This is a genomic window from Aquimarina ulvae (assembly GCF_053613295.3).
The window spans coordinates 63,233-88,773 of record NZ_JBSIBP030000004.1 but is presented as its reverse complement, the minus strand read 5'-3'; the positions used below and the strand labels follow the sequence as shown (position 1 = coordinate 88,773).

The 25,541-nt window shown below is 32.7% G+C and carries 25 protein-coding genes; 4 read left to right on the top strand and 21 right to left on the bottom strand.

Features of this window, described 5'->3' with window-relative positions; translation table 11 throughout:
- Positions 1-51 precede the first annotated feature (51 nt).
- The 4 genes from ACWGOQ_RS10180 to ACWGOQ_RS10165 are packed head-to-tail and all read right to left on the bottom strand — an operon-like array spanning position 52 to position 4,246.
- Positions 52-897: an FkbM family methyltransferase gene (locus ACWGOQ_RS10180; protein ID WP_452058305.1), complete on the bottom strand. Its 846-nt coding sequence runs from the start codon at positions 895-897 to the stop codon at positions 52-54.
- 2 nt (positions 898-899) lie between these two features.
- Positions 900-1,826, bottom strand: a complete 927-nt coding sequence (locus ACWGOQ_RS10175; RefSeq protein WP_452058306.1) for a GNAT family N-acetyltransferase — start codon at positions 1,824-1,826, stop codon at positions 900-902.
- Between the two features lie 4 nt (positions 1,827-1,830).
- Positions 1,831-2,817, bottom strand: a complete 987-nt coding sequence (locus tag ACWGOQ_RS10170; protein ID WP_452058307.1) for a polysaccharide deacetylase family protein — start codon at positions 2,815-2,817, stop codon at positions 1,831-1,833.
- Between the two features lies 1 nt (position 2,818).
- On the bottom strand, positions 2,819-4,246 hold the full coding sequence (locus ACWGOQ_RS10165; RefSeq protein ID WP_452058308.1) for an ArnT family glycosyltransferase: 1,428 nt from the start codon (positions 4,244-4,246) through the stop codon (positions 2,819-2,821).
- Between the two features lie 96 nt (positions 4,247-4,342).
- On the opposite strand from ACWGOQ_RS10165, the gene ACWGOQ_RS10160 reads away from it, so the two are divergent.
- Complete coding sequence (locus ACWGOQ_RS10160) at positions 4,343-5,083, top strand: glycosyltransferase family 2 protein (protein ID WP_452058309.1); 741 nt, start codon at positions 4,343-4,345, stop codon at positions 5,081-5,083.
- A gap of 28 nt (positions 5,084-5,111) precedes the next feature.
- A complete protein-coding gene (locus ACWGOQ_RS10155) occupies positions 5,112-6,530 on the top strand; it encodes a B12-binding domain-containing radical SAM protein (protein WP_452058310.1) in 1,419 nt (472 codons plus the stop codon).
- 33 nt (positions 6,531-6,563) lie between these two features.
- On the opposite strand, the gene ACWGOQ_RS10150 is transcribed toward ACWGOQ_RS10155, so the two are convergent.
- The 9 genes from ACWGOQ_RS10150 to ACWGOQ_RS10110 all read right to left on the bottom strand — a co-directional run bounded on the left by ACWGOQ_RS10150 (position 6,564) and on the right by ACWGOQ_RS10110 (position 15,144).
- Positions 6,564-7,673 carry an SGNH/GDSL hydrolase family protein gene (locus ACWGOQ_RS10150; protein ID WP_452058311.1) on the bottom strand — a complete coding sequence of 370 codons (1,110 nt, stop codon included), beginning with the start codon at positions 7,671-7,673 and terminating at the stop codon, positions 6,564-6,566.
- Between the two features lie 73 nt (positions 7,674-7,746).
- Positions 7,747-8,847 (bottom strand): SGNH/GDSL hydrolase family protein, encoded by a 1,101-nt coding sequence (locus ACWGOQ_RS10145; RefSeq protein ID WP_452058312.1) that lies wholly within the window; start codon positions 8,845-8,847, stop codon positions 7,747-7,749.
- 8 nt (positions 8,848-8,855) lie between these two features.
- Positions 8,856-9,605, bottom strand: a complete 750-nt coding sequence (locus ACWGOQ_RS10140) for a class I SAM-dependent methyltransferase (protein WP_452058313.1) — start codon at positions 9,603-9,605, stop codon at positions 8,856-8,858.
- Complete coding sequence (locus ACWGOQ_RS10135) at positions 9,602-10,990, bottom strand: B12-binding domain-containing radical SAM protein (protein ID WP_452058314.1); 1,389 nt, start codon at positions 10,988-10,990, stop codon at positions 9,602-9,604. The genes ACWGOQ_RS10140 and ACWGOQ_RS10135 overlap by 4 nt, the downstream gene beginning before the upstream one ends.
- The gene (locus ACWGOQ_RS10130) at positions 10,987-11,778 is read right to left on the bottom strand and encodes a class I SAM-dependent methyltransferase (protein WP_452058315.1); all 792 of its coding nucleotides are present in this window, start codon (positions 11,776-11,778) and stop codon (positions 10,987-10,989) included. Before ACWGOQ_RS10130 ends, ACWGOQ_RS10135 begins: the two co-directional genes overlap by 4 nt.
- Positions 11,771-13,234 carry a radical SAM protein gene (locus ACWGOQ_RS10125; protein ID WP_452058316.1) on the bottom strand — a complete coding sequence of 488 codons (1,464 nt, stop codon included), beginning with the start codon at positions 13,232-13,234 and terminating at the stop codon, positions 11,771-11,773. Before ACWGOQ_RS10125 ends, ACWGOQ_RS10130 begins: the two co-directional genes overlap by 8 nt.
- Complete coding sequence (locus ACWGOQ_RS10120) at positions 13,227-14,126, bottom strand: nucleotidyltransferase domain-containing protein (RefSeq protein ID WP_452058317.1); 900 nt, start codon at positions 14,124-14,126, stop codon at positions 13,227-13,229. The genes ACWGOQ_RS10125 and ACWGOQ_RS10120 overlap by 8 nt, the downstream gene beginning before the upstream one ends.
- A gap of 104 nt (positions 14,127-14,230) precedes the next feature.
- Entirely contained in the window at positions 14,231-14,767 is a 537-nt protein-coding gene (locus ACWGOQ_RS10115) for a YceI family protein (protein WP_452058318.1), read from the bottom strand.
- An 11-nt stretch (positions 14,768-14,778) separates the two neighbouring features.
- Positions 14,779-15,144 carry a hypothetical protein gene (locus tag ACWGOQ_RS10110; RefSeq protein WP_452058319.1) on the bottom strand — a complete coding sequence of 122 codons (366 nt, stop codon included), beginning with the start codon at positions 15,142-15,144 and terminating at the stop codon, positions 14,779-14,781.
- A gap of 126 nt (positions 15,145-15,270) precedes the next feature.
- Here ACWGOQ_RS10110 and ACWGOQ_RS10105 point away from each other — a divergent pair, with 126 nt between their 5' ends.
- Positions 15,271-15,654, top strand: a complete 384-nt coding sequence (locus ACWGOQ_RS10105) for an OB-fold protein (protein ID WP_452058320.1) — start codon at positions 15,271-15,273, stop codon at positions 15,652-15,654.
- Between the two features lie 32 nt (positions 15,655-15,686).
- Positions 15,687-16,541: a DUF5777 family beta-barrel protein gene (locus ACWGOQ_RS10100; RefSeq protein WP_452058321.1), complete on the top strand. Its 855-nt coding sequence runs from the start codon at positions 15,687-15,689 to the stop codon at positions 16,539-16,541.
- Here ACWGOQ_RS10100 and ACWGOQ_RS10095 read toward each other — a convergent pair.
- The 8 genes from ACWGOQ_RS10095 to ACWGOQ_RS10060 form a co-directional block, all read right to left on the bottom strand.
- The gene (locus ACWGOQ_RS10095) at positions 16,538-17,635 is read right to left on the bottom strand and encodes a T9SS type A sorting domain-containing protein (RefSeq protein ID WP_452058322.1); all 1,098 of its coding nucleotides are present in this window, start codon (positions 17,633-17,635) and stop codon (positions 16,538-16,540) included. The two genes, ACWGOQ_RS10100 and ACWGOQ_RS10095, sit on opposite strands and share 4 nt — an antisense overlap.
- 99 nt (positions 17,636-17,734) lie before the next feature.
- Positions 17,735-18,931 carry a T9SS type A sorting domain-containing protein gene (locus ACWGOQ_RS10090; RefSeq protein WP_452058323.1) on the bottom strand — a complete coding sequence of 399 codons (1,197 nt, stop codon included), beginning with the start codon at positions 18,929-18,931 and terminating at the stop codon, positions 17,735-17,737.
- A 175-nt stretch (positions 18,932-19,106) separates the two neighbouring features.
- Positions 19,107-19,787 (bottom strand): bifunctional 4-hydroxy-2-oxoglutarate aldolase/2-dehydro-3-deoxy-phosphogluconate aldolase, encoded by a 681-nt coding sequence (locus ACWGOQ_RS10085; protein WP_452058324.1) that lies wholly within the window; start codon positions 19,785-19,787, stop codon positions 19,107-19,109.
- Between the two features lies 1 nt (position 19,788).
- The gene (locus ACWGOQ_RS10080; protein ID WP_452058325.1) at positions 19,789-20,793 is read right to left on the bottom strand and encodes a sugar kinase; all 1,005 of its coding nucleotides are present in this window, start codon (positions 20,791-20,793) and stop codon (positions 19,789-19,791) included.
- A gap of 18 nt (positions 20,794-20,811) precedes the next feature.
- Positions 20,812-21,573 (bottom strand): SDR family NAD(P)-dependent oxidoreductase, encoded by a 762-nt coding sequence (locus tag ACWGOQ_RS10075; protein ID WP_452058326.1) that lies wholly within the window; start codon positions 21,571-21,573, stop codon positions 20,812-20,814.
- Positions 21,574-21,609: 36 nt separating this feature from the next.
- Entirely contained in the window at positions 21,610-22,869 is a 1,260-nt protein-coding gene (locus tag ACWGOQ_RS10070) for an MFS transporter (RefSeq protein WP_452058327.1), read from the bottom strand.
- Positions 22,870-22,874: 5 nt separating this feature from the next.
- Positions 22,875-23,243: a cupin domain-containing protein gene (locus ACWGOQ_RS10065; RefSeq protein ID WP_452058328.1), complete on the bottom strand. Its 369-nt coding sequence runs from the start codon at positions 23,241-23,243 to the stop codon at positions 22,875-22,877.
- 3 nt (positions 23,244-23,246) lie between these two features.
- Positions 23,247-25,508, bottom strand: coding sequence for an alginate lyase family protein (locus ACWGOQ_RS10060; RefSeq protein ID WP_452058329.1), 2,262 nt, complete (start codon positions 25,506-25,508; stop codon positions 23,247-23,249).
- Positions 25,509-25,541: the final 33 nt, after the last annotated feature.

Below are 25,541 nucleotides of genomic sequence, written 5' to 3'. Positions count from 1 at the left end.
TTATTTATAATAACTAATTTAGTTTCCGAGATTCCTTCGCAAGACGTTTCGTTATGCTTTTTTAGGTTTCCATTTTGTATTAGTAAACAGCAAATCTGTATTCATAATCAATTCCGGATTATGCTTTAATTCCTTAAATGAAATCTCTGTGCCGTTGGTTTTATAAATGTATGTATATGCTTTTAAATCATCATATAAATTCGCTATTTCCTTTCTAATTTGATTTTTAAACAATAAAAAGCCAAAGGTCTTTTCTAGTCGGATAAGTACTTTGCTTAAAAAAACAGAAGGCATATATCTGTAATAAAAGTTTTCGTTTAAAAAGCTATAATGAAAAGACACGTATAACGTTGGATAGTTTATTTTCTCTAATGCTTTTCCAATGGTTGGCAATATTTTAAATTCGGCACCTTCCACATCCATTTTAATAAAATCGATGTGTTGAATATGCTCTACCTTTAAAAAATCAAACAATGAAATTGTTTTGATTTCAAAAGAATGTTCATTGTCTCGTTTCCGTGTTAAAATACTACTGGATGATTGCCCGTATGCTTCTCTGGCAGACAAGCGCAGTGTTTCTTTTTTATCTGAAATGGCCGTTTGGTATGTTTTAATTTTTCCAGAAATAACTGGATTTAAGGCAACATTCATATTCAATTCGCTAAAACATACTGGATCAGGATCAAGCGCGTGTACTTTTTTGGCGATTTTTGCTGCATATAATGTTAATACACCACTCCACGACCCAATGTCCAATACGACAGAGTTTTTATCTATAAAGTAATCAAAAATAACAAATGTATCTGGTTCCCAGTGACCAGTATTTATATAATCCCAAAATGCTTTATTATTACCCGGATGTATCTCAAAATTGTGATTTCTAAGGGATATATTCATATTTAAAATGTGTCTAGATCAGAGTAGGTGAATTTAAAGTCGTTCAGGTCGATTTCTGGATCAAAATCCAGATAGCCAACCAGCCACGATTCTTTAGGGGTGACAATAGTTTTTAACTGTGAAGCCATTATAGATTCTGGGTGTACCTGAAACAATAATTCAGAAACCCCAAGAAAAAATGCTTTTTGTTTCAGTTTTTTAATAGCTTTTTGCAATGCAATTTCTGATGGAGCATAGAATCTTCCAACATGAATAATGGCTTGAATTTTTAACCAAAATATACAGCCTTCAAGTTTAATGCAGTAATGACTTTGGTACCTGTTTTTATAATCAATAAAACTATGATCGAAATTTTGCTGAAATTTATCTGAATGATAGGTTCTTAACAATTTTATATCTTTTTTTAGTATGTTTTTTTTGAAGAAAACAGAATAGAAGTGATTACACGCTAATTTGTTTAAAACTCTAGCTATCGGTACCGTGCGAACTTTTATATGAAATCTTTGTAAGTGTATATATTCCTTCCATAGCAATTTTTTAGTACTGTAGTAGCTGTTCTCATTAAGAAAAGAATAAACAAATTTAATTCCTTTTTGTTTCATAATATCATAGGAAAACTTGGCTAACTGATAATGTAATCCCTGTCCTTGAAAAGATTGCAAAGTTGATGAATCAATACCTTGTGCTACAAAAACCTCGGAATGATTACTTGAAAATTTTTGAGGAATTGCACCATAGAAAGCCACTGGAGTATCACCGTGATACGCAATACTACAAATATATTTTATGCCCAGATAGGACGTGTCATATTTGTTTTGCAAATACTGGAGTGAGACTTTCTTCCTAAAGACCTTCCAAAAAAGCTCTTTAATTGCCGGGAAATCGTCATTATCTACACGCTTAAGGCGATATATTTCTTTATACAGCATATTTCTAAAAGTAAGAACCTTTTAATAAACACGCTAATTGTTGCTTCATAGAAATATAAGGATTCATTACAAAACGATTTTTCCACATTTCATTTTTAGCATCTATTTTTGTGTTATAATCAACCATTAATAAGCGTTTAAAGCCAATTTCTTCACAGTAATCCGCAAGCTCCTGATTGTAATGACCAAACGGAAATGCAAACTCAATAATTGGTCTTTTACAAATTGCTTCAAGCTTTTCTTTGCTGTTTAAAATTTCTTGTTTTGCTTCTTCTAGCGCAATGTCAATCAAGCTAGCATGTGTTTCTCCATGAGCACCAATGGTAAACAAAGGATTATCTGCAACTTCTTTAATTTGATGAGTGCTCATTAACTTCCAATAATCTTCAAAATCTTCTGGAGGTAATGATTTCCAGTCATTTTTAAAAACTTCATACATGGATTTCAAAACATCATATGATACTGTTTTAGCACTATTTTTTAAGGAAACTCCATTCCAAATAAATTCGTTTTTATCATTTTTTAGATAATGGTTATGTCTAAAAATAACTTCCTCTTTATCTGTGTAATATGAAATTAAATCAATAAAATCAGTCCATAAATATGTTGCTTTTTCATGAATAGTAGTGATATAAAAACACGCTGGGGCGTTGTATTTTTCTAGAATTGGAACGGCATATTTTAAATTGTTCAAATAACCATCATCAAATGTAATAGCAATGTTTAGTGTTTCTTTTTTGAATTTCTTCTGGTAGAAATCATTTAGCGAAACGACATTATAATGTGTGGTAATATGTTTGATAAATTGCTCAAAGAAAGCCTTAGAAATAAATCGACTATTATAACGAGTTTCCCCGGTATTATCAATTCCGTGAAAAAGTAAAATACGTTCGCCATAACGATCTTTCAGTAGTAATTTATCAAAACCAAGCTTGAACAAAATTGTTCTATATAACAGTCCTAATCGATATTTGATTCGTATCCAAAGCATATTACTGAATCTGATATAATTTCCACCCTTTCGGATGAGTTGCTATTACTTTTAGGTTGTAATTTTTTTTAACGAATTCCCAGTTTAACATTGGCGTTTTATCTTCCCATTGCACTTCATAACGAACAGGATCAAACAAAATTAAATCACTTTGATCAAAATTACTGTAACGTTCTAGGTACAAGTTTTTATAGTTAAAATCCAAACCACGACCTTGCATTGCCAAGTCTACATCAAAACTATATAAAGTCTTACCTTGATATGGCTGAATCATTATAGCCAGTTCTTTTTCAATAATATTGCGCTCGAATATTAATCTGAATGTCATCGTAAAAAATATCAACTGTAATGTTATACAAATAATTATAATAGGAATCAAAAATCGTTTTACATATGATATATTCATCAACTTTACAAAAGCAGGAAAGAGGAATAGTAAGATTAGTGGAAAAACCAATCCTAATATGCGTGGGTTTTGAAATGGAATCCCAGCCAAAAACAATGCATATAGCATACTACTTATCAGAAGCACCTTTTGATGAAATGTAAAAAGTAATTTGTACTTATTTATAGTAATAATACTTAAAATACTTCCTATAAAAATAAAACCTGGATGAAAAAATAGGTAAAAGATATAGACTAGATTAGGAAATGCAAAGCTACTGCTGCCATCCTGTGTTGTAAAAGAAGATTTTAAATAGTTCGAAAATGACCAAGTTTGCAAAAAGGGATTGGACGAAGCTTCGAACAATGCACCCCATTGGAGAACAATAAACGGAACTGTAATTGTAAAACTTAACAAACCTGCTATTACAAATTGTTTAAACTTTCTTCGTTTCAACATTAAATACATTGTATATAAAATGATAGGGAATGTAATAAACAAAGAAGCGTAACGAGTCATCAGAGCACAAGTTGCAAATATTAATACAGGGGCAATGCTTGTCTGCTTATACTTTAATTTAAAGAAGAAATAAAATGATAGAACTACAAAAACCAAGGATAGCGCATCTGACATAACAATCAAGCCCATTTTTAACAGAAACGGACAAAAAACTGCAAATATCAACACATAAACAAAACGAAATGCAACCGTAGGATATAACAATCGAATCGTTTTGGATATGTAAACACTGGTAAAAGAGAAACTTATAAAGCTCACAAATTGCAAAGCAAAGGTAGTACTTCCGAAGGTGAAACCTAGCAAACTACCTAACATTGGATATAGGACTGGCCAGAAAAAATTGCCAGGGTGTTCACTATTTGTAATATAATCTTGAATCGCATTTGTGTAGCGCAGATATTCATATGAATCTTGTCCATATAAACCATCAAAGCCAATAATTCTAAGGATACAAACAATTATAATAGGAATTACGAAAAGCGTTATTTCTCTATAAAAGGAGGGTCTGAATTCGTGTAACTTCAATGGTCTTTTTATTTTGCGTATATAAATATAGTTGTTAAATTGACCATGATAAAGAAATAATTCTTTTTTACTGAATAATTGTTCCCTGATTGGCATATGATTAACAATAAAAAAATTATAGTAGTGTTGCCGGCTTATAATGCTTCCGAAACATTACAGAAAACATATAGTGAAATACCTTTTGATATTGTTGATGAGGTTATTTTAGTTGATGATAATAGTACAGATCAAACAATAAATGTTGCAAAAGACTTAGGAATTCAACATATTCTTAAACACGAAGAAAACAAGGGGTATGGAGCAAATCAAAAAAGTTGTTACTTAAGAGCAATATCATTAAGTGCCGATATTGTAGTGATGTTGCATCCGGATTATCAGTATACCCCTAAGTTGATACATTCGATGTGCTATCTTATCGCTAATGATGTATACCCAGTAGTTTTGGGTTCTAGGATATTAGGAAAAGGAGCTTTACTTGGTGGTATGCCCCTTTATAAATATGTTGCTAATCGATTTTTGACTTTATTCCAAAACATTGTAATTGGTCAAAAATTATCTGAATATCACACTGGTTTTAGAGCTTTTTCTAAAGATGTTTTAACATCATTGGCGCTAGATCATAATTCTGATGATTTTATTTTTGATAACCAAATGATATGTCAAATTTTTAACAAAGGTTTTGAAATAGCAGAAATTACTTGCCCTACGACATATTCTAGTGAAAGCTCGTCTATAAATTTTAGTAGAAGTGTTACCTATGGTTTAGGTGTATGCAAAACATCGATTCAATATTTTTTTCATAAAAAACGTATTAAGAGATATTCTATATTTAAATAGGATGTACTATATTTAATAAAAAAATATTTTGAAAAAATATAAAGTTCTTTTATATAATCCTATCGCTGTTTTTTTTGATATGCCTTTGGCTCTACTAGCAATAGGATCAGTTCTGGATCCCAATAAATATGAAGTAATCATTGTAGATGGTAGGATTGATAAAACACCTCTTGAAACATTACAATTGCATATAGAAGATGCGGTTTGTTTTGGAGTTACTGCCCTTACGGGGAGGCCGATAAAGGATGCCTTAAGGATTACTCAAGAAGTGAAAAAAATGCGAAAGGATATTCCCGTAGTTTGGGGAGGTTGGCATACTTCATTGTTTCCTGAGCAAACTTTGGTAGATGAAATTGGTATTGATATAACGGTTCAAGGCCAAGGAGAAGATACCTTTAGAGAACTGGTCGACACTATAGTTGATAAAAAGGAAGTTTCTGGTGTAAAAGGTATTTGTTACAGAGATGGAGAAGGAAACATTGTTAAAAACCCACCTCGAACCATCTCTAAGATGGATGCATTTGCGAATATAAATTATGATTTGATTGATGTAGAAAAGTACTTTGAGAAAAAAGGAAGAAGACAATTAGATTATATTTCATCTACTGGATGTTTTTTTAGATGTAGTTTTTGTGCAGATCCATTTGTCTATAAAAGAAAATGGACAGCTATTTCTCCCGATGTAATGGTAGATAAATTGGAAGAGCTTTATACTAAGTATAAGTTTACAGATCTAAACCTTCAAGATGAAACATATTTTACATATCGTGATAGGGTTATTGAGATAGCAGAAAAATTAATTGAAAGAAATTTAAAATTTACTTGGGCTGCAACGATGCGAGCGGACCAAGGTTCCAGAATGAGTCTTGAAGATTTTAGAATTTGTGCTGATTCTGGATTAAGACGTCTGCTTATTGGAGTAGAATCTGGTTCTCAAGAAATGATGGATTGGCTCAAAAAAGATATAAAAATAGAACAGGTTTATATGTGTGCAGAGCGCTGCAAAGAATTAGGTATTGCAGTGCAGTTCCCTTTTATAGTCGGTTTTCCAGAAGAATCTGATAAAAGTATAGAGGCCACGGTTAAGGTTGCACTAAAGCTCAATAGTATGCACCCTAACTTTAGAACCCCTATTTTTTACTTTAAACCTTATCCAGGAACTCCTATAACTGATAATGTAATTAAAAATGGCTATAAGCTACCAGAAACCGTTTATGAATGGTCAGATTTTGATTTTGTAGGGTCTACAGGTCCATGGGTAAGTGATGAGAAATATGATTTTTTCGAAAAGTTTAAGTTTTATCTAAAATTCGCATACTCTAATCAAAAATTGATATACCTGCCATTACAATTAATGGCAAGATTACGATGTAAGTATAGGTTTTTTAATGCTCCTATTGAAAAGAAAATTGTAGATAGGTTCTTTAAAAGCCAACAATTGGCTTAATTATAAGAAGATTAAAATAAATAAAAGCTTTTTTTAATCTAATACTAATACATTTTCATAAGAAATAAACTGAAAGACTTTGTCTGCTACCAGTTCTGCGCCGGATTCATTAAAGTGTAAATCGTCGTAAAAGGATTCTGTAGTTTTTGGTAAATCCAAATCAATATATGAAATATTGTTCCTATCGCAAACGGTTTTTAATCTTTCATTAAATACAGACATCCCAGTACTTAATGCAGCAGTACTATAGAAATCGTCACTATTAGCAGAACCACTGGTAAGAAGTAATTTTTCATATTCAGGTTCTAAATTTTTTTTCCACATAGTGGGTTGTGTAATAAAAATTACTTGTATTCCTCTTTCTTTTGCTAAATTAATAATTTCCTGAGTGTTTCTTTCATAATGATCTAATCCGTCAGTTAACATCGGTAGATCCTCAATTAATTCAGATTGTTGTCTTTTAAGTTTGATTTCATTAGCTACTGTGGTTAAAGATTTTTTATGGTAAAAAAAGAAAGAAATACTTTGTTTTGCTTTCTTTATTAACTTGTATAAAACTAATTTTTGTAGAAAAGAATACTCTTTCTTTGGTAAGTGTTGAAAAGCAATTTTTTTTAACTGACTCCCTGATGAGTTTACATACCGTTGAGGTGACACTAAATATCCCACAAAATCATTTCCACCTTGTAATATTAGTGCAGTTTTTACGTCTTCTAATTCTGGTTTTGCAAGAATATGTTTGAATTGTAAAACGTGATGATTACTACTAGTTCCAGGTCTTCCAAAGTTCCCAACCCAGTATGAATCCCCTAGTTTTTTTTCTAGTAAAGCCGTCCATGTAAGTTGCTGACTTAAGGCAAAACATGCTGTAGTACTTCCTCCAAAAACAGCAATTTTATTGGCTTTTTTACTAAAATCAGAAATTGATCTTGCTCCTAACCGATCAAATGCTACTTCAGAGTTACCTTGAATTCCTATAATCTCGTCCGAGTTTATTTCCCAAATAAAACCAGACTCTGGAGTTCCTGTATAAAAACCATCTGGAAAAGGCTGAAACAGTGAGAGTATTACTTCTAAAACGATTAGTAGAATTAAAAGAAATATCCCAGAAAATAACATTTTTTTAAATAATCGAGTCTTCATATATTATTGAGGTTTGTTTTCAGTTTTCTTAAAGTTTTTTTATTTTTTCCTGATTTTTCATTCATATACAGCATTATTCACCAGTTGATAGATGTTTATTTAGCTTTAAAAAGCTATAGACTTTTTCTGCTACCACTTCGGCACCAGATTCATTAAAGTGCATATCATCATAAAAGATAGTTTGATTTTTTGGTAATTGTAAATCAATCACTGGAATATTATACTTAGTACCTACGGTCATTAAACGTTTATTGAAAATAGTCATAATTTTATTTAAAGCTTCGCCTGTATACAAAGGCATTTTATTGTAATGAGATCTTGCAGCAAGTAAAGTTTTGTATTTATCTGATAAGTTTTTTTGCCAAAGTGTTGGCTGTGTTATGAAAATTATAGAGATCTTTCGTTTTTGTGCTTCGTTTATAATTTTTTTCAAATTATGTTCATAATGATTTAAACCTCCTCTTAAATCCGGAAGTTTAGTAATGGGCTCTATTCGACTCTCATATGTTTCTAAATAATCAAGAGGTCTTCTAGGTTGAGAATAAAAGTGAATTCTCTGTGTTGTAAGTTTTATAAGTTTAAATAAGGTTAGCCTTCTTAAAAAAGGTAATTCAGAATTTGGAATATGCTTAAAAGCACTTTTTTTTACTTCTACATCTGGCATGTGCATATATTTATCAGGAGAAATTAAGTATCCCCGGCAATCATTTACCCCGACTAACATCAATACTATTTTAGTATCTCTTAGTTCAGGTTTATCAAGTATATGTTGAAATTGAACTATATGATGATTACTGCTATTTCCGCTTCTTGCAAAATTACCAACCCAATAAGAATCTCCTAATTTTTTATCAAGTAAAGCAGTCCAAGTTTTTTCTTGAGTCAATACTGAACAAATTGTTGTACTTCCACCGATAGCAACAATCTTGTGAGTTGCTTTTGAGTAATCTGAAACAGATCGAGACCCTAGAGAATCGTATGCTATCTCATAAGCTCCTGAGATACCATCTATTTTACTTGGGTTTTCATTATAGTTATGCCTAACATTTGGTGTATTGGTATAATAATCATTCGGGAAAATGTTTGAAAATGATAAAATCATTTCGGCTAGCACAAGTATAATTAATGTAAAAACACCATAGTAAATTATTTCTTTTAGAAGATTTTTGCGCATTATTTAGTTTAATTTTTTATATAACAATACCATGAAAAAGGAGACTCCTTTTTGCCTAAAACCTTGTGAATAATATTCCATTTATAGGAGTATAATATGCTAAAATCACTTAGTAAACTTTCATCATGATGAAAATAATGATTAGCCATTTCGGGAACTCCAAGTTCTGAATAATATGTCTTAGTACGTTTTTTTGCAGCAGGAATTTCAATAACATTATAAAATGGACTATCAATGATATGAATTTCTCCCTTGGGTTTTAAAAATAATTTTAGAACCGAAATCAACACTTTAAAATCTTCAAAATATTGTACAGCACCGTTTAATATGATAATATCAAATTGAGATATAAACTGTTCATTAACCTTAAAAATATCTGCATAGACAAAATGTAAATTGTTTTTTGAAAACACATTAGCAGCTTGCTCTAATTCTTCTCTATTTACATCTAATCCAATGACTTGATTATCTTTGGAAACTGTTGCTATTCTATTAGAAAACCAGCCATTTCCGCAACCAATAGTTAGAATTTGCAACCCTCTTTTTTTTGAAGCAATATAACTTTCGAAACGCTCAGTAGATTTTATGCGTAAAGGCCATTCGTCACGTTTTAAATAGGGTAACTTTTTAACTTCTATGTCACTGAGTATACGTTTTTCTTTTTTACGAACAGTTATATAGATTTTTGAAGATTCTGGTTCTTCTTTGGTTAGATAAAAAATATTGTTTTTTTTATTAAAATTATTGAGATTTATCATCCTTTGTACAATTTCATTGCGGTAAGGGCAGCAACTGATTTAGTTTTTAATTTTAGGGAACGCAAAAAACTTTTGTTCTTTCCTTTTAATAGCTCCTTATTATAATTTACCTCATTCACAATTCTTCTTACGGCAAAATCGTAGAACTTACGATGATAGGTGCGTTTAAAATCAATCTCTCGATCGGTTGAGGTATTCCAGTCTGGTCGTATAGTAATATTGTTTTCTATCTCATTATATAAAGCAGTACCTTTAATAGGGTAGGCTACAGTTATGGTAAAATGAGTAGGATTCGCAGCTTTAAGATAGGTAATAGTTTGCTGAATATCTTGTTCATCTTCACCGGGATACCCAACCATAATGAAGGTTCCGGTTTCCATACCAAGTTGATTTGCTTTTTGGATGGCATCTCTAACGGTTTCTACTTTTACTCGTCTATCCATGGCATCAACGATTTTCTGAGAACCACTTTCTGCACCTATCCAAACGCGATAGCATCCAGCTTCTTTTAATTGTTGTAAGACTTGATCATTAAGTCGTTCAGCTCTTGTGATACACTCAAAAGGGATAATAGCATCTTGTTTTATTACTTCGACGTAAAACTCTGAAAGCCATTTATGACTTACTGTAAAGACATCATCTACAAACCATATAGTATCTGGATTATATTCATTTTTAAGCATGGCTAATTCTTGCGCCACGAGACTTGCCGGTCTTCTACGATAGCTTTGCCCATATACGGCGGTACTACACCACTTACAAGTATAAGGACATCCTCTTTGTGTACTTACGGTCATGGAACTTAGCCCATGATTAATTTTCCATGTATCCAGGTATTGTTGCATATTTATAGCACTTCGATTGGGCAAAGGAAGCACTGATAAGTCTTTCATTTTTATTCTTGCAGCAGTCTTAATCAACTTATTACTGTCTAAATAGGCAATGCCCGAAACATTGCTTATATCCGTTTTATTGATAATTGCTTGATGTAATTCATAAAGTGTTTCCTCTCCTTCACCTAATACCAGATATTGGGCACCTGCACGTAAATAATTTTCGGCATTGTAAGTTACATCAGGACCTCCTAATACAATTTTTGGGAAACCATAAATAGCTTCAGTAATAAGAATCTTGACTAGTTTAATGACTTCTACCTTAGTCATCAGGTTTGTATAAATGGCTACAATATCAGGTTTTTTAGAAGTTATGAAACGTAATTGTTCTTTTTTAGAACTAAACGTAGTGTCAAAAACATAATTTTCTACAGCACGTTCTTGTAAATATCCAGAAATATAAAGTTGTCCCAAAGGAGGATATGGTTTCATGATCTTTTGTTCTTTGGGATCTGTACTGAGATAATATGCGTGGGTTAGTACAATACTCATCGTTTTGATAGTGAGATTATGTAATGATCACTATATCTAGATAGAAATGCAAAACGTTTAAAAATAGCGTCAAAACATCCTAATACTTTTAAAAGACCTTTTTTGTTTTTGAAAAAAGGCCCTAAATAGGATGGAGGAATAAAAAACCCTATAGGTCTTATCCTATTTACTTTAAAAAGTGGATTGCTTTTTTTTATTATATGTTTAGGGTTATAGTACCAAGTTTTTACCGCAGTGCCTTCCACATTAGCAATTACTACTTCATTTGTGTTTCTTCTGAATGCTTTTTTAAGATTGCCTTTTACCATAAAATAGAGGTTTTCTATTATACAGTATTTAGGCATAATAACTCCAATAATTTTACCATTGGGTTTTAGTTTTTTGTTAGCAGATAAGAAAAAGTTTTCCAATTCAGTTGGAGAAAGGCAATTCAATCCTCCAAAATCAGAAAAAATTAAATCAAAAGAATGTTCAAATTCAGTTTGATCTAATTTGTTGATGTCTAGTTGCCTAAATTCTGGTTGATTATCAGTTGAGGTTAGTTTTGCTGTTGCAATTGAGATCATTTCGGAAGAAATGTCCGTGGCAATGAGGCAATGGCCTTGATTAGTCAGCCATATCGCATCGTGACCCGTTCCGCAATTTATTTCTAGGATATCAAGTTTTTGATTTTCGGGGAGTGTGTTTTTTAGAAAATTATAAACCAATTCCCTTTGAAGTTTACCAATATGACTATTAGTAAAAACATTGTCATATGAAGACGCTGATATATCGAAACTTTCAGTCATTTATATGTTCCATTCTTTTTAACATTTGTGCATCCATAAATGCGCTTGGGAAATAGTATAACAAGTAGGCAATTCTTCTAATTGTAATTGTAGATAATTTAGAAGGACTCTTAATTATTTTTTTGAGTAACTCTATGCCTTGACTTTTTCTATATTCTTTATGTACGTAGCGATGTAGCTTTTTATAATATTCAGAATTGTAAGTGCCCTTAAACATCATTGCTAAGTCATCAGAGTCTGTCCAGTTAGCTTTAAATCTAAGATCATCTTTTACTTTGTCATAAAATTTAGTTCCAGGAAGCGGATAGGATACCGATACACCCAAATCATCTGGAACTAATTCTTTTATCATTTTTATGGTTTTAGAAATGTCTCCTTTAGTTTCACCCAGATAGCCAAACTGAATAAAAAATGCTACTCGTATTTTTTTTTCTTTTAATAGAGCAGTAGCTGTGTAGATCTCTTCGACCTTTGTTCCTTTATCCATTGCATTTAAAATAGTTTGAGATCCGCTTTCGGCACCAACCCATACCTCTTGCAGACCTGATTCTGCCAGCGCATCTATAGTATCTTCTTGGAGCAATAAATCAACCCTACTTTGGATATAATACGCTAAAGAAACATCTTGTTTTTTTAGTTCTTTATTAAACTCTTGTACCCATCCTGGTTTTAACCCAAAAATATCATCGCACATCCAAAACCGATGTGTCTGATAGGTTTTTTGTAAGAATTGTATGTGTTTTACGATATATTCTGGAGAATGTGTGTTGTATCGATTGCCATAAATTGGTTTTGCGCACCAATTACATTTAAATGGACAACCTCTAGTAGTTGCAAGATTTAATGTAAATTCTTTACCTCTGCTATTCCATATATTTTGATAAGTATTCATCTCAATAAGATCCCAGGCAGGCATTGGCAACTCATCTAAGTTTTTTAGTACTTCTCGCTTCGGGTTGGTAATTATTTCTTCTTCTTTTGTATATACAACTCCTTTGATTTTTTCTACAGATTCATTATTCTCAAGGGCACTGATAAGTTCTAAAAGAGTGATTTCTCCTTCTCCCTGAATGATATAATCAGCACCGTTAAATAAATATTTTGGACAATGATCTGTGGCATCAGAACTATTAACGATAATAGTGCAATCGTGACTTTTGCCGATTCTCATCATTTCAAAAGCGGCTTCGCGCATGGTAGTAAGACACATTTTGGTTAAATAGTTAAAACCATCATCGTATAAAACTAAAAAAGTAGGTTTATTTTCTATTATTTTACTCTCGATATCGTAGGGATTATCTCTTAGATTGGTATCAAAAAGATCAACTGTAAACCCATTTTTTCTCATTAAAGAGGCAGCATAGAGCGTTCCTAAAGGAGGAAAAGGGGTTTGGTTTTTCCATTGTTTAGGATCTAAGGGGTAATAATATGAATGTGAAAATAAAATATCAAGCATGCTCTTTTTCTAGTTCTATATTATATTTTAATTGAAATTCATTATACTTCGCGTTAAGCTTATTAATTACCTTTTTTTGAAAATTTTGTGGATGGTGTTTCGATACTCCTTGGGTTGATTTCATGGCTATTTTAAAATCTTCGTCACTTAATGAGTTAAATTTACTATTCCATTTTTTTAGAGTCAATTTTAAAAAGAAACTCTCAAAAAAATCTCCGATTTTCGAATCAAAGATAAGTTCCAAATACCTGCATAAAATGGATTTTTTATTTTTCTTTGTAATTGAGGGTTTACCTATTTCCAGATTTGGCAAAAATTCAATAACCCATCGATTTTGATTGTAGAATTTAGAAAAATCACCAGAAACTGGAATTAACGTTAAAAGCTCGGTTGCTGTAAATATATTTTTTTCAGAAATTTCTAAAGAAGTCTGAGAAATAAAGTAGTTAACGCAAAAGAATTTTCTAGAATTGAGTAAGAATATTTTTTTATACAGTACTAATAATGTTCTAGCCACCCATAGACGACCTTCTTTTGTGATTACAAAAAAGTCTACATCACTGTCTTTATCGTGATAATTTTTTGACAAAGCTCCTGAAATTCCAACTGCTTCTATATAGGGGAATTTGGAAATAAAAATTCCTTTTTTTATAGCTTTTTGCATAATAGATTTTGCCATTTTGTTGCCTTCAATACGTCGGGTAACGGACTGGATATTGTTATCAATAAAATAATAACTTTTATTTGATGAAACAACTCCTTCTTTTTCGAGATACTCTAATTCGTTTTTTACTTGTATTTCACTGGTCGATGCAGAAAACAAATGAACCTCTTTGGCTGAAAGAGGATAATTAAAAATAGAAAAATATAACAATGTCTTGAGGGAGTTCATTGGATTTTAAGAGTTTGGCTGTTTTAAATGTAAAGATTTTATTGCAAAATGAGTTTATAAATACATTTAATTATAAGAAGTAAAAAATGAAATATTCTTATTCTCTATTTCTTTTCTAAAATAAAATTTATCGAAACTGAAATATCATCAGCTATCTTTTTGCTTACAATACTAGGAATCTTAATATTAAATTCTTCTGGCTTAGTAATAAAGGAGGAAGAAATGGAAATAATTTCATTGTCTTTTTTGAGTGAGCCCTTTGTTTCTATTTCTTGTGATTTACCGTGTAGTGTGAGTGTTCCTTTAATGGAGTAGTCATTTTTAATGTTGTTAAGATCAAAACCTACTAGTTTACCCTTAAAAGTTGCTTTAGGGTAGTCATCCGATTCTATATAATTTTCATTAAAATGCTCTTCCATTAAGGCATTTTTAAACCGAAATCCTTTTATTAATGCTAAGGCTGCAAATTCACCTGTATCTGTGTTTAAAATTGCAGTTACTGTTGTGTTTTTGGCTTTGACTTCCTCAAAAGAAGGTACGGAAGCTTCAAAACTAATAGTTCCTTTTTTAGTGAGGTATTTTCCCTGTGCTAAAATGCATCCAGACACAAGTAAGAATAAGAAAATTGGTAGGTTTTTCATCAGTATAAAGTTTATTGTTCTAATAATCCATCAGTATTCCATTGTAAAATAACATCAATTGTAGATTGTGGAAGTCTTGGGCCCCCAGAAGGCATCAAGAAACTTATATCTTCTGAAGAGACTCTATCTAAGAGCCCTCTGTTCTCTACAGCTTCCTTCACCTGGTTAAAGGTCAATAAAGGCATAGGTGCAAAATTAACAGGTGGATCGTTGTGACAAAATGTACAATTGTTGTTGATGATCGTTTTCACACTATTCTCATAAGTAACAAGGGTAACGGGGGTTATGTCTATTAGATCATTTTCACTATCATTTTCACAACTTATGTTAATTAACACTATACAAAGAATCAAAAATTGGAATAGATGGCTTTTCATGAGTTAGGTTTAGTGTGTTATTTAAATGGTAGAAATTATGTCAAATTTCATTGATATGCAAAAATAAGTTTCATTAGGTGGATAATTTTCATACTTTTAAAACAAGTTTACATAACAAAAGAGGTGATGAAAAAAATATTAGCCGTAGTTTTAACCCTTGGCATATTGGGATTTCTCGGATACAAATATGTGTACCAGTCTCATCGAGATATTCAGGGAGAAGAAGCAAAATTTATTGTTGATGCGACTGAGTTAGCAAGAGAGTTCTCACAGGACCCTGAGGTTTCTTCAAAAAAATATCTCAATATGACTATCATTGTAAAAGGAGGACTTACTGAAATAGAAAATAATTCTATGATGCTTGATGATGCGGCATATTGTAGTTTCGACGGTAATCACAATATTTCAAAATCTAATTTAAATTCAATGTATACCATAAAAGGAAGATGTATTGGTTACGACGAGCTTTTGGAGATAGTAAAACTCGATCAAGCGGCCATCATTAAATAATTATTCTCTTTAGTATTTATAAAACAATCTTTATGAAAAAACTCTTATTATTACTATTCGTAATTCCGTACACAATTTTTAGTCAGGATGATTTACTAGATGAATTAGAATCAGATGTACAAGTGGATGATTACGTTTCAGCTGTTTTTAAGGGACTTAAAATCGTAAATTTTGAATCCACAAAACTTGTTAATAAAAGAAACTTATTTTTTATTGTGGCTCACCGTTTTGGTAGTGTAGAAAATGGTATTGATGATTTTTTTGGATTAGATCAGGCAGTTACTCAACTTAAGTTTATCTATGGTATTACTGATGGATTAAATATAGGTATTGCACGTAGTTCTTTCCAGAAAACATATGGAGGGCATATTAAATATAGAATTATTAGTCAGCAAAAAAATGGATTTCCTTTTACTATTGTGGGTTATAATTTATTGACTATCAATACTGGTTTGGAGAAGAATCAATTACCTAGATTAGAATTTAGTAATAGATTGTCATATGTCTCTCAGGTTTTAATTTCTAAAAAGTTTGGTAAGAATTTTTCTGTAGAACTGGCACCTTCTTATTTGCACGAGAATTTTGTTCGATTTGATGACCAGGATAATTCTCAGTTTATTGTTGGTATGGGGGGAAGATATAAATTAACGAAACGATTTAGTTTAAATTTAGATTACGGTATTCATTTAAATAGAAGTAGTAATTCTAATTTTAAGAATCCTCTATCTATTGGTTTTGATATAGAAACTGGAGGTCATGTATTTCAATTACATTTTACAAATGCACAACCTATGTTTGAGAATGGTTTTTTGGGCCAAGCTTCTGGGGATTGGGGTGATGGTGATTTTTTCTTCGGGTTTAACCTTAGCAGAGTGTTCGATCTTTAATCGACTTTGATCATTTGCTTTATCGTGTAGGTGTTGGTTATGGAGTCTGTTAACTTTATAAAATACACTCCGTCTGATAGATCTTTAATATCAATTGTATGATTATCTTTTATTTTATTCAAGTTCTTGACTGTCTTTCCCAATGAATCGATAATAGAAATATGATAGTTTTTTGTGTTTTGAAGAAACGTAAAATTAACGATTCCTTGTGTGGGGTTTGGAAATACATTAAATAAATCACCTTTGGATAGAGAAGGAATAGATAGTTGGGGATTTTCTGTAATTATAAAATCAGCAAAAAATATTTCTTCATCTCTGAGATCAGATGCATTTACGAGGCTTCTGTAGATACCCCATTTTGGTCGAATGAAATCAGCATTAGTTTTCCACATTCTTAATTCAGAAGAGGAATAATTTAGGACTTCTGCTCCCGTACTTACATTAGTAGCAATAATGCTGTAGAGTGCATCGTTCGTTTCGCCATAGGTTACTGTTTCGGTAACTTCAACCCAATTTCCTTTTAACAGAGAAAGATTTATCGATGTGAGTGTTGATTGTGAGGTAGTAGGAGCATATCTTAACTCCAATCGGTCTGGACTTCCTTTTCTTGCCGTTAAAGTAATTAATGGTTGACTTTCTTCTGCGGCATCAGCTCCCACACTTTTTAGTTGATGAAGATGGGTAAACTTACCGGAAGTTTGAAATCCTTCATCAAGTTTAAATTTCCATTTATATAATACGGTTTCTCCAATGATCCCTTTTAAGTTATCAGGTGATTGATTATAAGATTTAATTTCATTTCGCTGGCGATCAAAATTTTTACATCTATCATTATCTTCGGATACGTGGATACTGAATTTGAAAACATCATCATTTAATTCACTATTGAAAACCTCAGATATATGTCGCCCAAAAGAAGCGTGATTATCACAAGTTCCATCGACGCCACCAGGAGATTCTATTGGATTATATCCCGGTGCTAAAACAGAAGTAATTAGCTCATAGGTATCACCAGCGCCGTCAGCGTCCATTGTTACCTGAGCCTGAACAGCGATGGTTAACAGATAGCAAAAAAATAAATTAAATAATCTCATGGAGTATTTTTTTGTGATATTTTGAAGGGAAATACCCTTGTAAAATTTTGAAAGGGTATTTTCAAACTCAAATGAAAATCAAACTGTTAAAAAATATTCTTAGTTTTTAACTACAGCTTTTGTGATTATAGCTCCATCACCATATATGTTCATATAGTATAACCCAGTGGAGAAAGATGTTAAATCAATAACGTCTAAATCATTTTCTTTTTGAATTAATATTTGACCAGTTACGGTTACTACTTCTATAGATGAAATAACATCATTTTTAGAACTTATATTAATTACGTTAGTAGTTGGATTTGGGAAAAATGAAATAACATCAGTTAATTCTTGTTCTGTTATAGATAGTGTAGCAGCAGTAGGGTTTAAAGCTCCGTATATCTCGTCAGGAACTATATAACTTGCAAATTCTACAGGTGATACTCTCGCAGTGTTACTTGAGAACTCCCAATTAGGACCTGTTCCATCAAATGAAGCAGCAATCCAATCTGATGTAGCAAAACCAGTAGAGGTTCCTTGTCTCCCCCAGAAATGTACATTACTACCTGTGTTTTCTATTACTGTTGCTCCTGTATCAGTGAAAATACCATTACTAGAGTTTTCTGCTAAATCTCTAACTACTATAATTTGGCCATATCCAAACTCACCATTATCTCCTGAGTCTAATAAATCATCTTCATCTAAAAAACTTACAGAATCGTAACGAGTCCACATAGTATGATCACCTGTTGCATCAATTACACCATCGTCATCTGCATCTATATCGATACCACTTGGATCACTTGGTGCCTGTATTAACATATATGTAGCACTCCAATCTTCGAAATTTCCATCATAACCGATATCTGGTGTGAATGAAGAAACGTTACTACTAGAAGAACCCGTAACATCATTTCCTACAAGTTCTATAGTTACAATAGTCGTTCCTGATGCAATAACGCTAGTATACGGATTTGTCGTAACTACACTTGTATTCTCATCTGTATAATTGGCTACAATTGATAAAAAACCATTAGAACCAAAAGTTCTTGTTCCATCACCTAATTGAATAACTTCACCAACTTGTCCGTAATCATCTCTACTAGCTTCTCCATCACCTTCAACATTGATTAGATATAAATCAGAAGGAATCACGGCATCAGGAGTACCACGAATTTCGATATATTCATTAGTAAGATCATCTCCATTAGGGCTAACAATTAGTTTGTTAAGATATACCCCAGATCCCGAAGGAATTTGAGCAAATGCAAAGCTCATAGTTAACATCATACAGGTAAGTAATAAATTTTTCATAATTGTCTTATTTTGATAATTGGGTGAAATTTATATTTGGTCAACCAAATTGGTCAACCAAATATATAGATTTATTTTTATTTAACACAATTTTTGTTGAAAATCATGTGATTCAATTGATTTGTTAGCAATTTGTTATTCGGAATGAGCCTTTAGATCGATGAATACAGAAAAACTAATGATTATTATGCTTTAAACCTTTGACAATTCTTAATGAGTTCTTAGTTAAATCGGTAATTTTATTATAATCAAAGTTTCCATTTTTATCTTTCGCAATAAGCTTAGATCCCATTCCTACACAGTGTACTCCTGCGTTGAACCAGTCCGTAAGGTTTTTTTCTTCTGGTGATACTCCACCACTGGGCATTATACTTGTCCATGGGCAAGGTGCTTTTATACCTTTTACAAAATCAGCTCCTCCGATTTGCGCCGCAGGAAATATTTTTACTATTTCTGCTCCCAACTCCTCTGCATAATTTATTTCAGTAAGTGTTGCACAACCAGGAAGCCATGCAATTTTTCTGCGATTACAAACTTTTGCTATCTCAGGATTCAGAATAGGAGAAACAATAAAATTTGTTCCTTTTTGTATAAATAATGATGCTGTGCCTGGATCAACAACAGATCCAATTCCTAGAATCATACCAGGTAATTCATTTTCAACCCACTTTGATATTTCAGTAAATATGTCTTGTGCACGATCACCTCTATTAGTGAATTCGAATACTCTGGCACCACCATCATAACAAGCTTTGATTACTTTTTTTACAATATCAATATCTTTATGATAGAATAGGGGAACAACTCCTGTGTTTCCCATTACTTGTGCAACTTCAATTCGTGTATATTGTGCCATGTTATCTTTTTATTCGTCCTGATATATTACCTTCAATGATACTTAGTACGTCAGCTTCGGTTACTAGATTAGCATCTCCCTCTATAGTATGCTTTAAAGCGCAAGATGCATTGGCAAATTGCAATGCTTTTACATTATCATAGTGCAATAGACCTTGAATTAATCCTGCAGCATAAGCATCGCCAGTACCAATTCGATCAACAACGTGTGTTATTTCTAATTCATTGGTTTCCGAAAATTCCTGTCCATTCCACATTCTAGCTTTTATCTTATGCCAACTTGCGTTAAGAGAAACTCTTGTTTTATCAAATACTCCTCTAATATTAGGATATCTTTGTAATAGAAGTTTACTGGCTTCAATAAAATCATCATTAGTAAAGGAGAAATTAGTGTTTAGAAGTTCATTAATTTCATTTGGACCTCCAATAAAAATATTAGACAATGCTACCAATTCATTAAGTATATCTTTTGCTTCATGACCATAATTCCAGAGTCCACTTCTATATGCTGGATCTGCGGATATTGTAATTCCTTTTTTATTAGCAATTTCTAGTCCTTGTTTTAGTGCTTTAAATGCATTTAGGGATAAAGCTGGGGTAATACCTGTCCAGTGGAACCAATCACAATTTTCTAGGGCTTTTTCCCAATTAATTTCATCAGGATTTATGTTGCAAAAAGCGGAGTTAGATCTGTTATACGCTATAGTACTTGATCGCATGACTGCACCAACCTCCAGGAAATATAATCCCAGAGGATGACGCGAGTCAATAATCAAACCAGTATCTACTCCCAGTTTCTGCAAGTAGCTCTTTGCTGCATCACCAACAAAATCGTTGGATACTGCTGTAATATGTTGTGTCTTATTTCCGAATTGGGCAAGTGATATCGCTACATTCGCTTCGGTTCCGCCAAAGTAGTATTCTAGTTGATTAGATTGTTTTAATTTTTTATTTCCTAAAGGAGCGATGCGCATTAAAACTTCTCCAAAGGTTACTACTTTTTTCATTTTATATGTTTCTTTATATTAAATACCTAAAGCTTGTCCACCACCAATCTGAATAGTTTCTGCGGTTATAAAAGCGGCGTCAGTACTAGCTAAAAACGAAACAACTGATGCTACATCTTCTGGTTGTCCTAATCTTCCTAGCATAATGTTATTTTTCCAGGATGCAAAAACTTCAGGTTTTGTGGATTTAATTTGGGCATGGAATGGAGTATCAATAGTACCGGGTGATACCGCATTAACTCTAATCCCATATTCAGCTAAATCTTTTGCTAATGCTCTGGTAATTGCATTAACAGCTGCTTTTGAGGTTCCATAAATACCAGCTCCAGGTCCTCCAGCGGTCCATCCTGCATTCGATGTATAGTTAATTATTGAAGCGTTTTCTCCTTTCTTTAGAAAAGGAATCGCGGCTCTGGACGCAAAAAAAGCAGAATCAAGGTTTAACGCCATAACAGATCGATAAAACGCTGTGGTCATTCCTTCAAATCTGGATCGTCCGCCTAATCCACCAGCATTATTTACTAGTACATCGATTTTACCATATTTTTCTCCTATGGCTTGGATGTTAGAAGTTACAGCTTCTTCGTTTGTAACGTCAAATCCATAATAGGCGGCAGTTATTCCTTCGGTAGTAAGCTCTTTTACTCTTTCAGCTCCTTTATTGTCCTCAATACCATTTAAAATAACAGTATATCCATCGGTACCTAATCTTTTGGCTACTGCGAAACCTATACCGCTGGTAGCTCCGGTTACAATAGCAATTTTTCCTTTTAAATTCATTCTTTTTATATTAATAGTTATTAGTTGATTAAATATTTATTCTTCTAGGGGTTTTATTTCTTTGATCATAACTAAGATTGATAGTACGGCCAAAGGCGCTAATACAGCAAGAATTATGAATGCAGGTGTATAAGAAACCGTAGTTATTTTTGGAATTAAGTAATTCATAATAACCACAGAAACGGCGCCGATGGTTCCTGCCAAGCCGGCAAGTGAACCTACAGATTTACTTTTTAGGAGATCACTAGATAATGTTTGTATGTTGCTTATAGCAAATTGGAAACCAAATAATACAATGAACACAAAGGATACAAACTTCTCCGGGGTATCAGCAAAAAATATTGCACCAAGGATAGAAAAGAAAATGATTGCTCCTCCAATAGCTATAACTCTCTTTCTAGCTTTATCTACGCTAAAAGTATTCATTAATTTTTGTGCATACCATCCGCCAATGATGCTTCCGATAGCTGCTCCTACATACGGAAACCATGCGTAGTAACCAATTTCCTTTACATTAAATCCATATTGCTTATTTAAGTAGATTGGCATCCAAAAAACAAACAGCCACCATATTGGTTCTATGAAGAAGCGCGAAGCCAATACTCCCCAAACCTCCTTGAATCCTAATATTGTAGAAAGAGGGAGTCCTTTTTTGTTATTATCGGTAACTCCAGGTTTTCCTGTAAGAATATATGTTTTCTCTTTGTCTGTGATCCATGGATGTTCTTTAGGTTGTTTTTTATTGAAAATCAACCACGGAATGATCCATAAAAACCCTAAAATACCAATGATAATAAAGGTCCATCGCCATCCGTACCCTTCAAATAATCCTGCTATAGTAGGAGCGGCAACAATAGATCCGATTGCTGCACCTGCGTTAAAAATACCTTGTGCGACAGCTCTTTCTTTTATGGGAAACCATTCTGCATTGTTTTTAACAGCTCCGGGCCAATTACCAGCTTCCGAAACACCAAGGATACCACGGAAAATACCAAGGGATACTAGTCCTTTTGCGAAAAAATGAAGTAGTGATGCTAATGACCAGAAGAAAATGGACAATACAAAACCAATTTTAGTACCTACTTTGTCATATATTTTTCCGGAAATAAATTTACCTGCTGAATAGGTTATGGTAAATATATTGATAATCCAAGCATAATCTTCTTCGGTCAACCCAAGATCTTTTTTCATCTCTGGCCACATAATTCCTAATGCTGATCTATCAATATAATTTATAATTGTAGCTAAACACACTAACCCAATAATCCACCAACGTAATCCTTTTACTCTAGTCATCTAAATTACTTTTTTTGATGTGAAATTTCCAAAAAGTCTTCTCTTATTGGACTAAATACATCAATGAGCACTCCTGCTTCGAGGCAAACAGCCCCGTGTGGAACATTTGGTGGAATAAAGAATCCGTCTCCAGTATTAAGCACTTTCTTTTCATCACCAATGGTAACTTCAAAACTTCCAGATTCTACATAGGTCGTTTGAGAATGAAAGTGATCATGGATGTACCCAATTGCCCCTTTTTCGAAGTTTACCTTAACCATCATTATATTCACATCATAACCGATCATTTGACGTGTAATACCTTCTGCGGCTTGTTCCCATGGTTTGTCTTTGGTTACGAAGAATACTTCACTCTTAATTTTTGAGTAGCTCATTGTTTAGTTAGTTTTTAAATTATAATTGCCTGTCCACTGATATGTTTTACTACCAATAGTCAATTCATGTTGTTTGTGTGGGTCGTGTTCTTGATTAACGACCGTTAGTGTATAACTTTTATTATTTTTGAATGTCACTTCTACGATAGTATATTTATCATCAGAATAGATCAGTTCAATATTTTTAACATCAGAATGAGGGTTCTGTACGGATTCTAATTTTGGGTCAAAATTTCCATGAGGTTCTATCACATTTATATATATATGATCTTTTTTGTTATTTTCGCGAATCATATACGAAGCATCATTTCTAAGATTAAAATTGGGATCATTAGCTCCTAATCTCGAAAAAACCATCTTACTTTCAGAGTTGATCAGACTAGAGATAGAGTAGAACCGATTCTGATTTAACCAGGTTAAGGTAGCAAGGTTTTTATTGCTTTTACCTTCAGCTAATTTCCATAAATGTTGATAACCATTCTTAGTATCCAATGCTGATAATGTATTTTCTTTGGTATACTCAAAATTAGTTTCCATCACCTGCCCTTGGTACATAAAGTTAAGATCATATTGATGCGCCTTTTTTGATATCAACGAATAAACATCGATAATGAAGGGAGGTCTTTCTGCAATTTCATCATTAATTAAAGCTAATGTTCTCTGCATGCGAACTCCTTTATATGCATTTTCTTCCTTTGCACTAACAATTTGAAGATTAGGGTCCTCCATATTAGAAAAAAGTAATTGAGGGTTCACTTTGCTTGATGCTTTTACATCAGCTCCAAACTGAGAAGATTCATCGACCGTTACGGTGTTATGGGCAATCGTTTGTTTTGCCCACGTTTTGTTTTCAGGAAGGTATCTTCCTCCTTCTTTTGATTCTACATTTAGAAATCTTGCAGCACCATAATCTTGTAAAACTTCTTGCTTACCATCATATAAAAAAAAGGATAACCTATCAAAATGTCCGTGTCCCATTCCCTGAGAGGCAAATTTGAAAACAGCTGTCAGTTTTTCATCATTTTTTCCATTAGGCATACGTAGTAATGCCAATCCACCATCTTCACCATCTTTACCGTCAGTAATCAATAGTGGTTTCTTCTCATAAGTCTTAGGTTTTAAATTTTGTAAGGCTTTTGCAACTTCTAGCCCTGCGCTAGAAATACTTACTTTTTCCTGTTCTAGAATTATGGGCAGCAGCGAGCTGTCTTTGTAATAGGCGAAGGCAATATTGCTGGCAAATATCAATTCACTGGTTAAATAGTTTTTTTCTTTTAAGGCATCGTTAAAAGGGAAAAAAGCTCCATTTTCGTCAGTTAGTTGCAATACTGTGGTTACCGCTTTACCTAATAATTGATCTCGGTATTCGAAGATTTTCAGATCAGGCTGATTGATCTGGATAGCTTGTGCAAAAAGCATAAATGGCATCATAGCGTATCGTTGGTAATAAGGACCTTCAGAATAATACCCTTCAGGCGAAAAAAGCATATCTATCTGTTTAAGAAAACCAGTTTTTTTATCCTTATTACTTCCAAATAGCGCACGATCGACCATATCCTGATCTTCGAGAACATATCCTGTCATACCAACGCCCGCTACTGCCCAGGTTCCATGATTATGTATTTTATTAAACGTTTTTTTAGAGTCAACACTAATAAATTCTGCTACTTTCTTAAAAACTTGGTCTTCTATTATGGTTTTATTTTCTTCAGAAATTACATCACTTACCAAATTATATGCTTGTATCGAATTAACTAACCAAACACTTTCATTTAATCCTTGCCAAAAAAGTTTTCCTGCGGGATGATTTTCTTTACGTTTTGGATGCAACGGTAAATCAGGATATATGTTAGCATATGCTAATAACATATCCGTCACAAACTGAGCATAAACAGGATCTCTGGTAATCGAGTATGTAATACCGGCAGCATACATCTCTCCATAGTTACGTTTATGCTTTTCATGTGTATATCCTCCTCCAGGATCTTTTGGATTAGGTACTTCAATAGTATTCTTAATGGCTTTGTCAGCTTTCTGTTTGTATTGTTCAAAAGACTTTTTTAAAATATTATATGCGTCTAATAATTCTTTTATTTCATTAGCTGCTGAAGGTGATAATGAAAGTATGGGGTTTTTATTTTCTATTACTGTTTTAGTTTCAAAAGACACTTCTTTTTTACAACTGAAAGTTAAGGTGCCAAGAGTTAGGGTTAGGTAAAGAATACCTAACCTTAACTGCCTGGTATGTGAAAGTGATTGGATCATTTATGACTTTATAAGATTTTTTAATTATTGTTT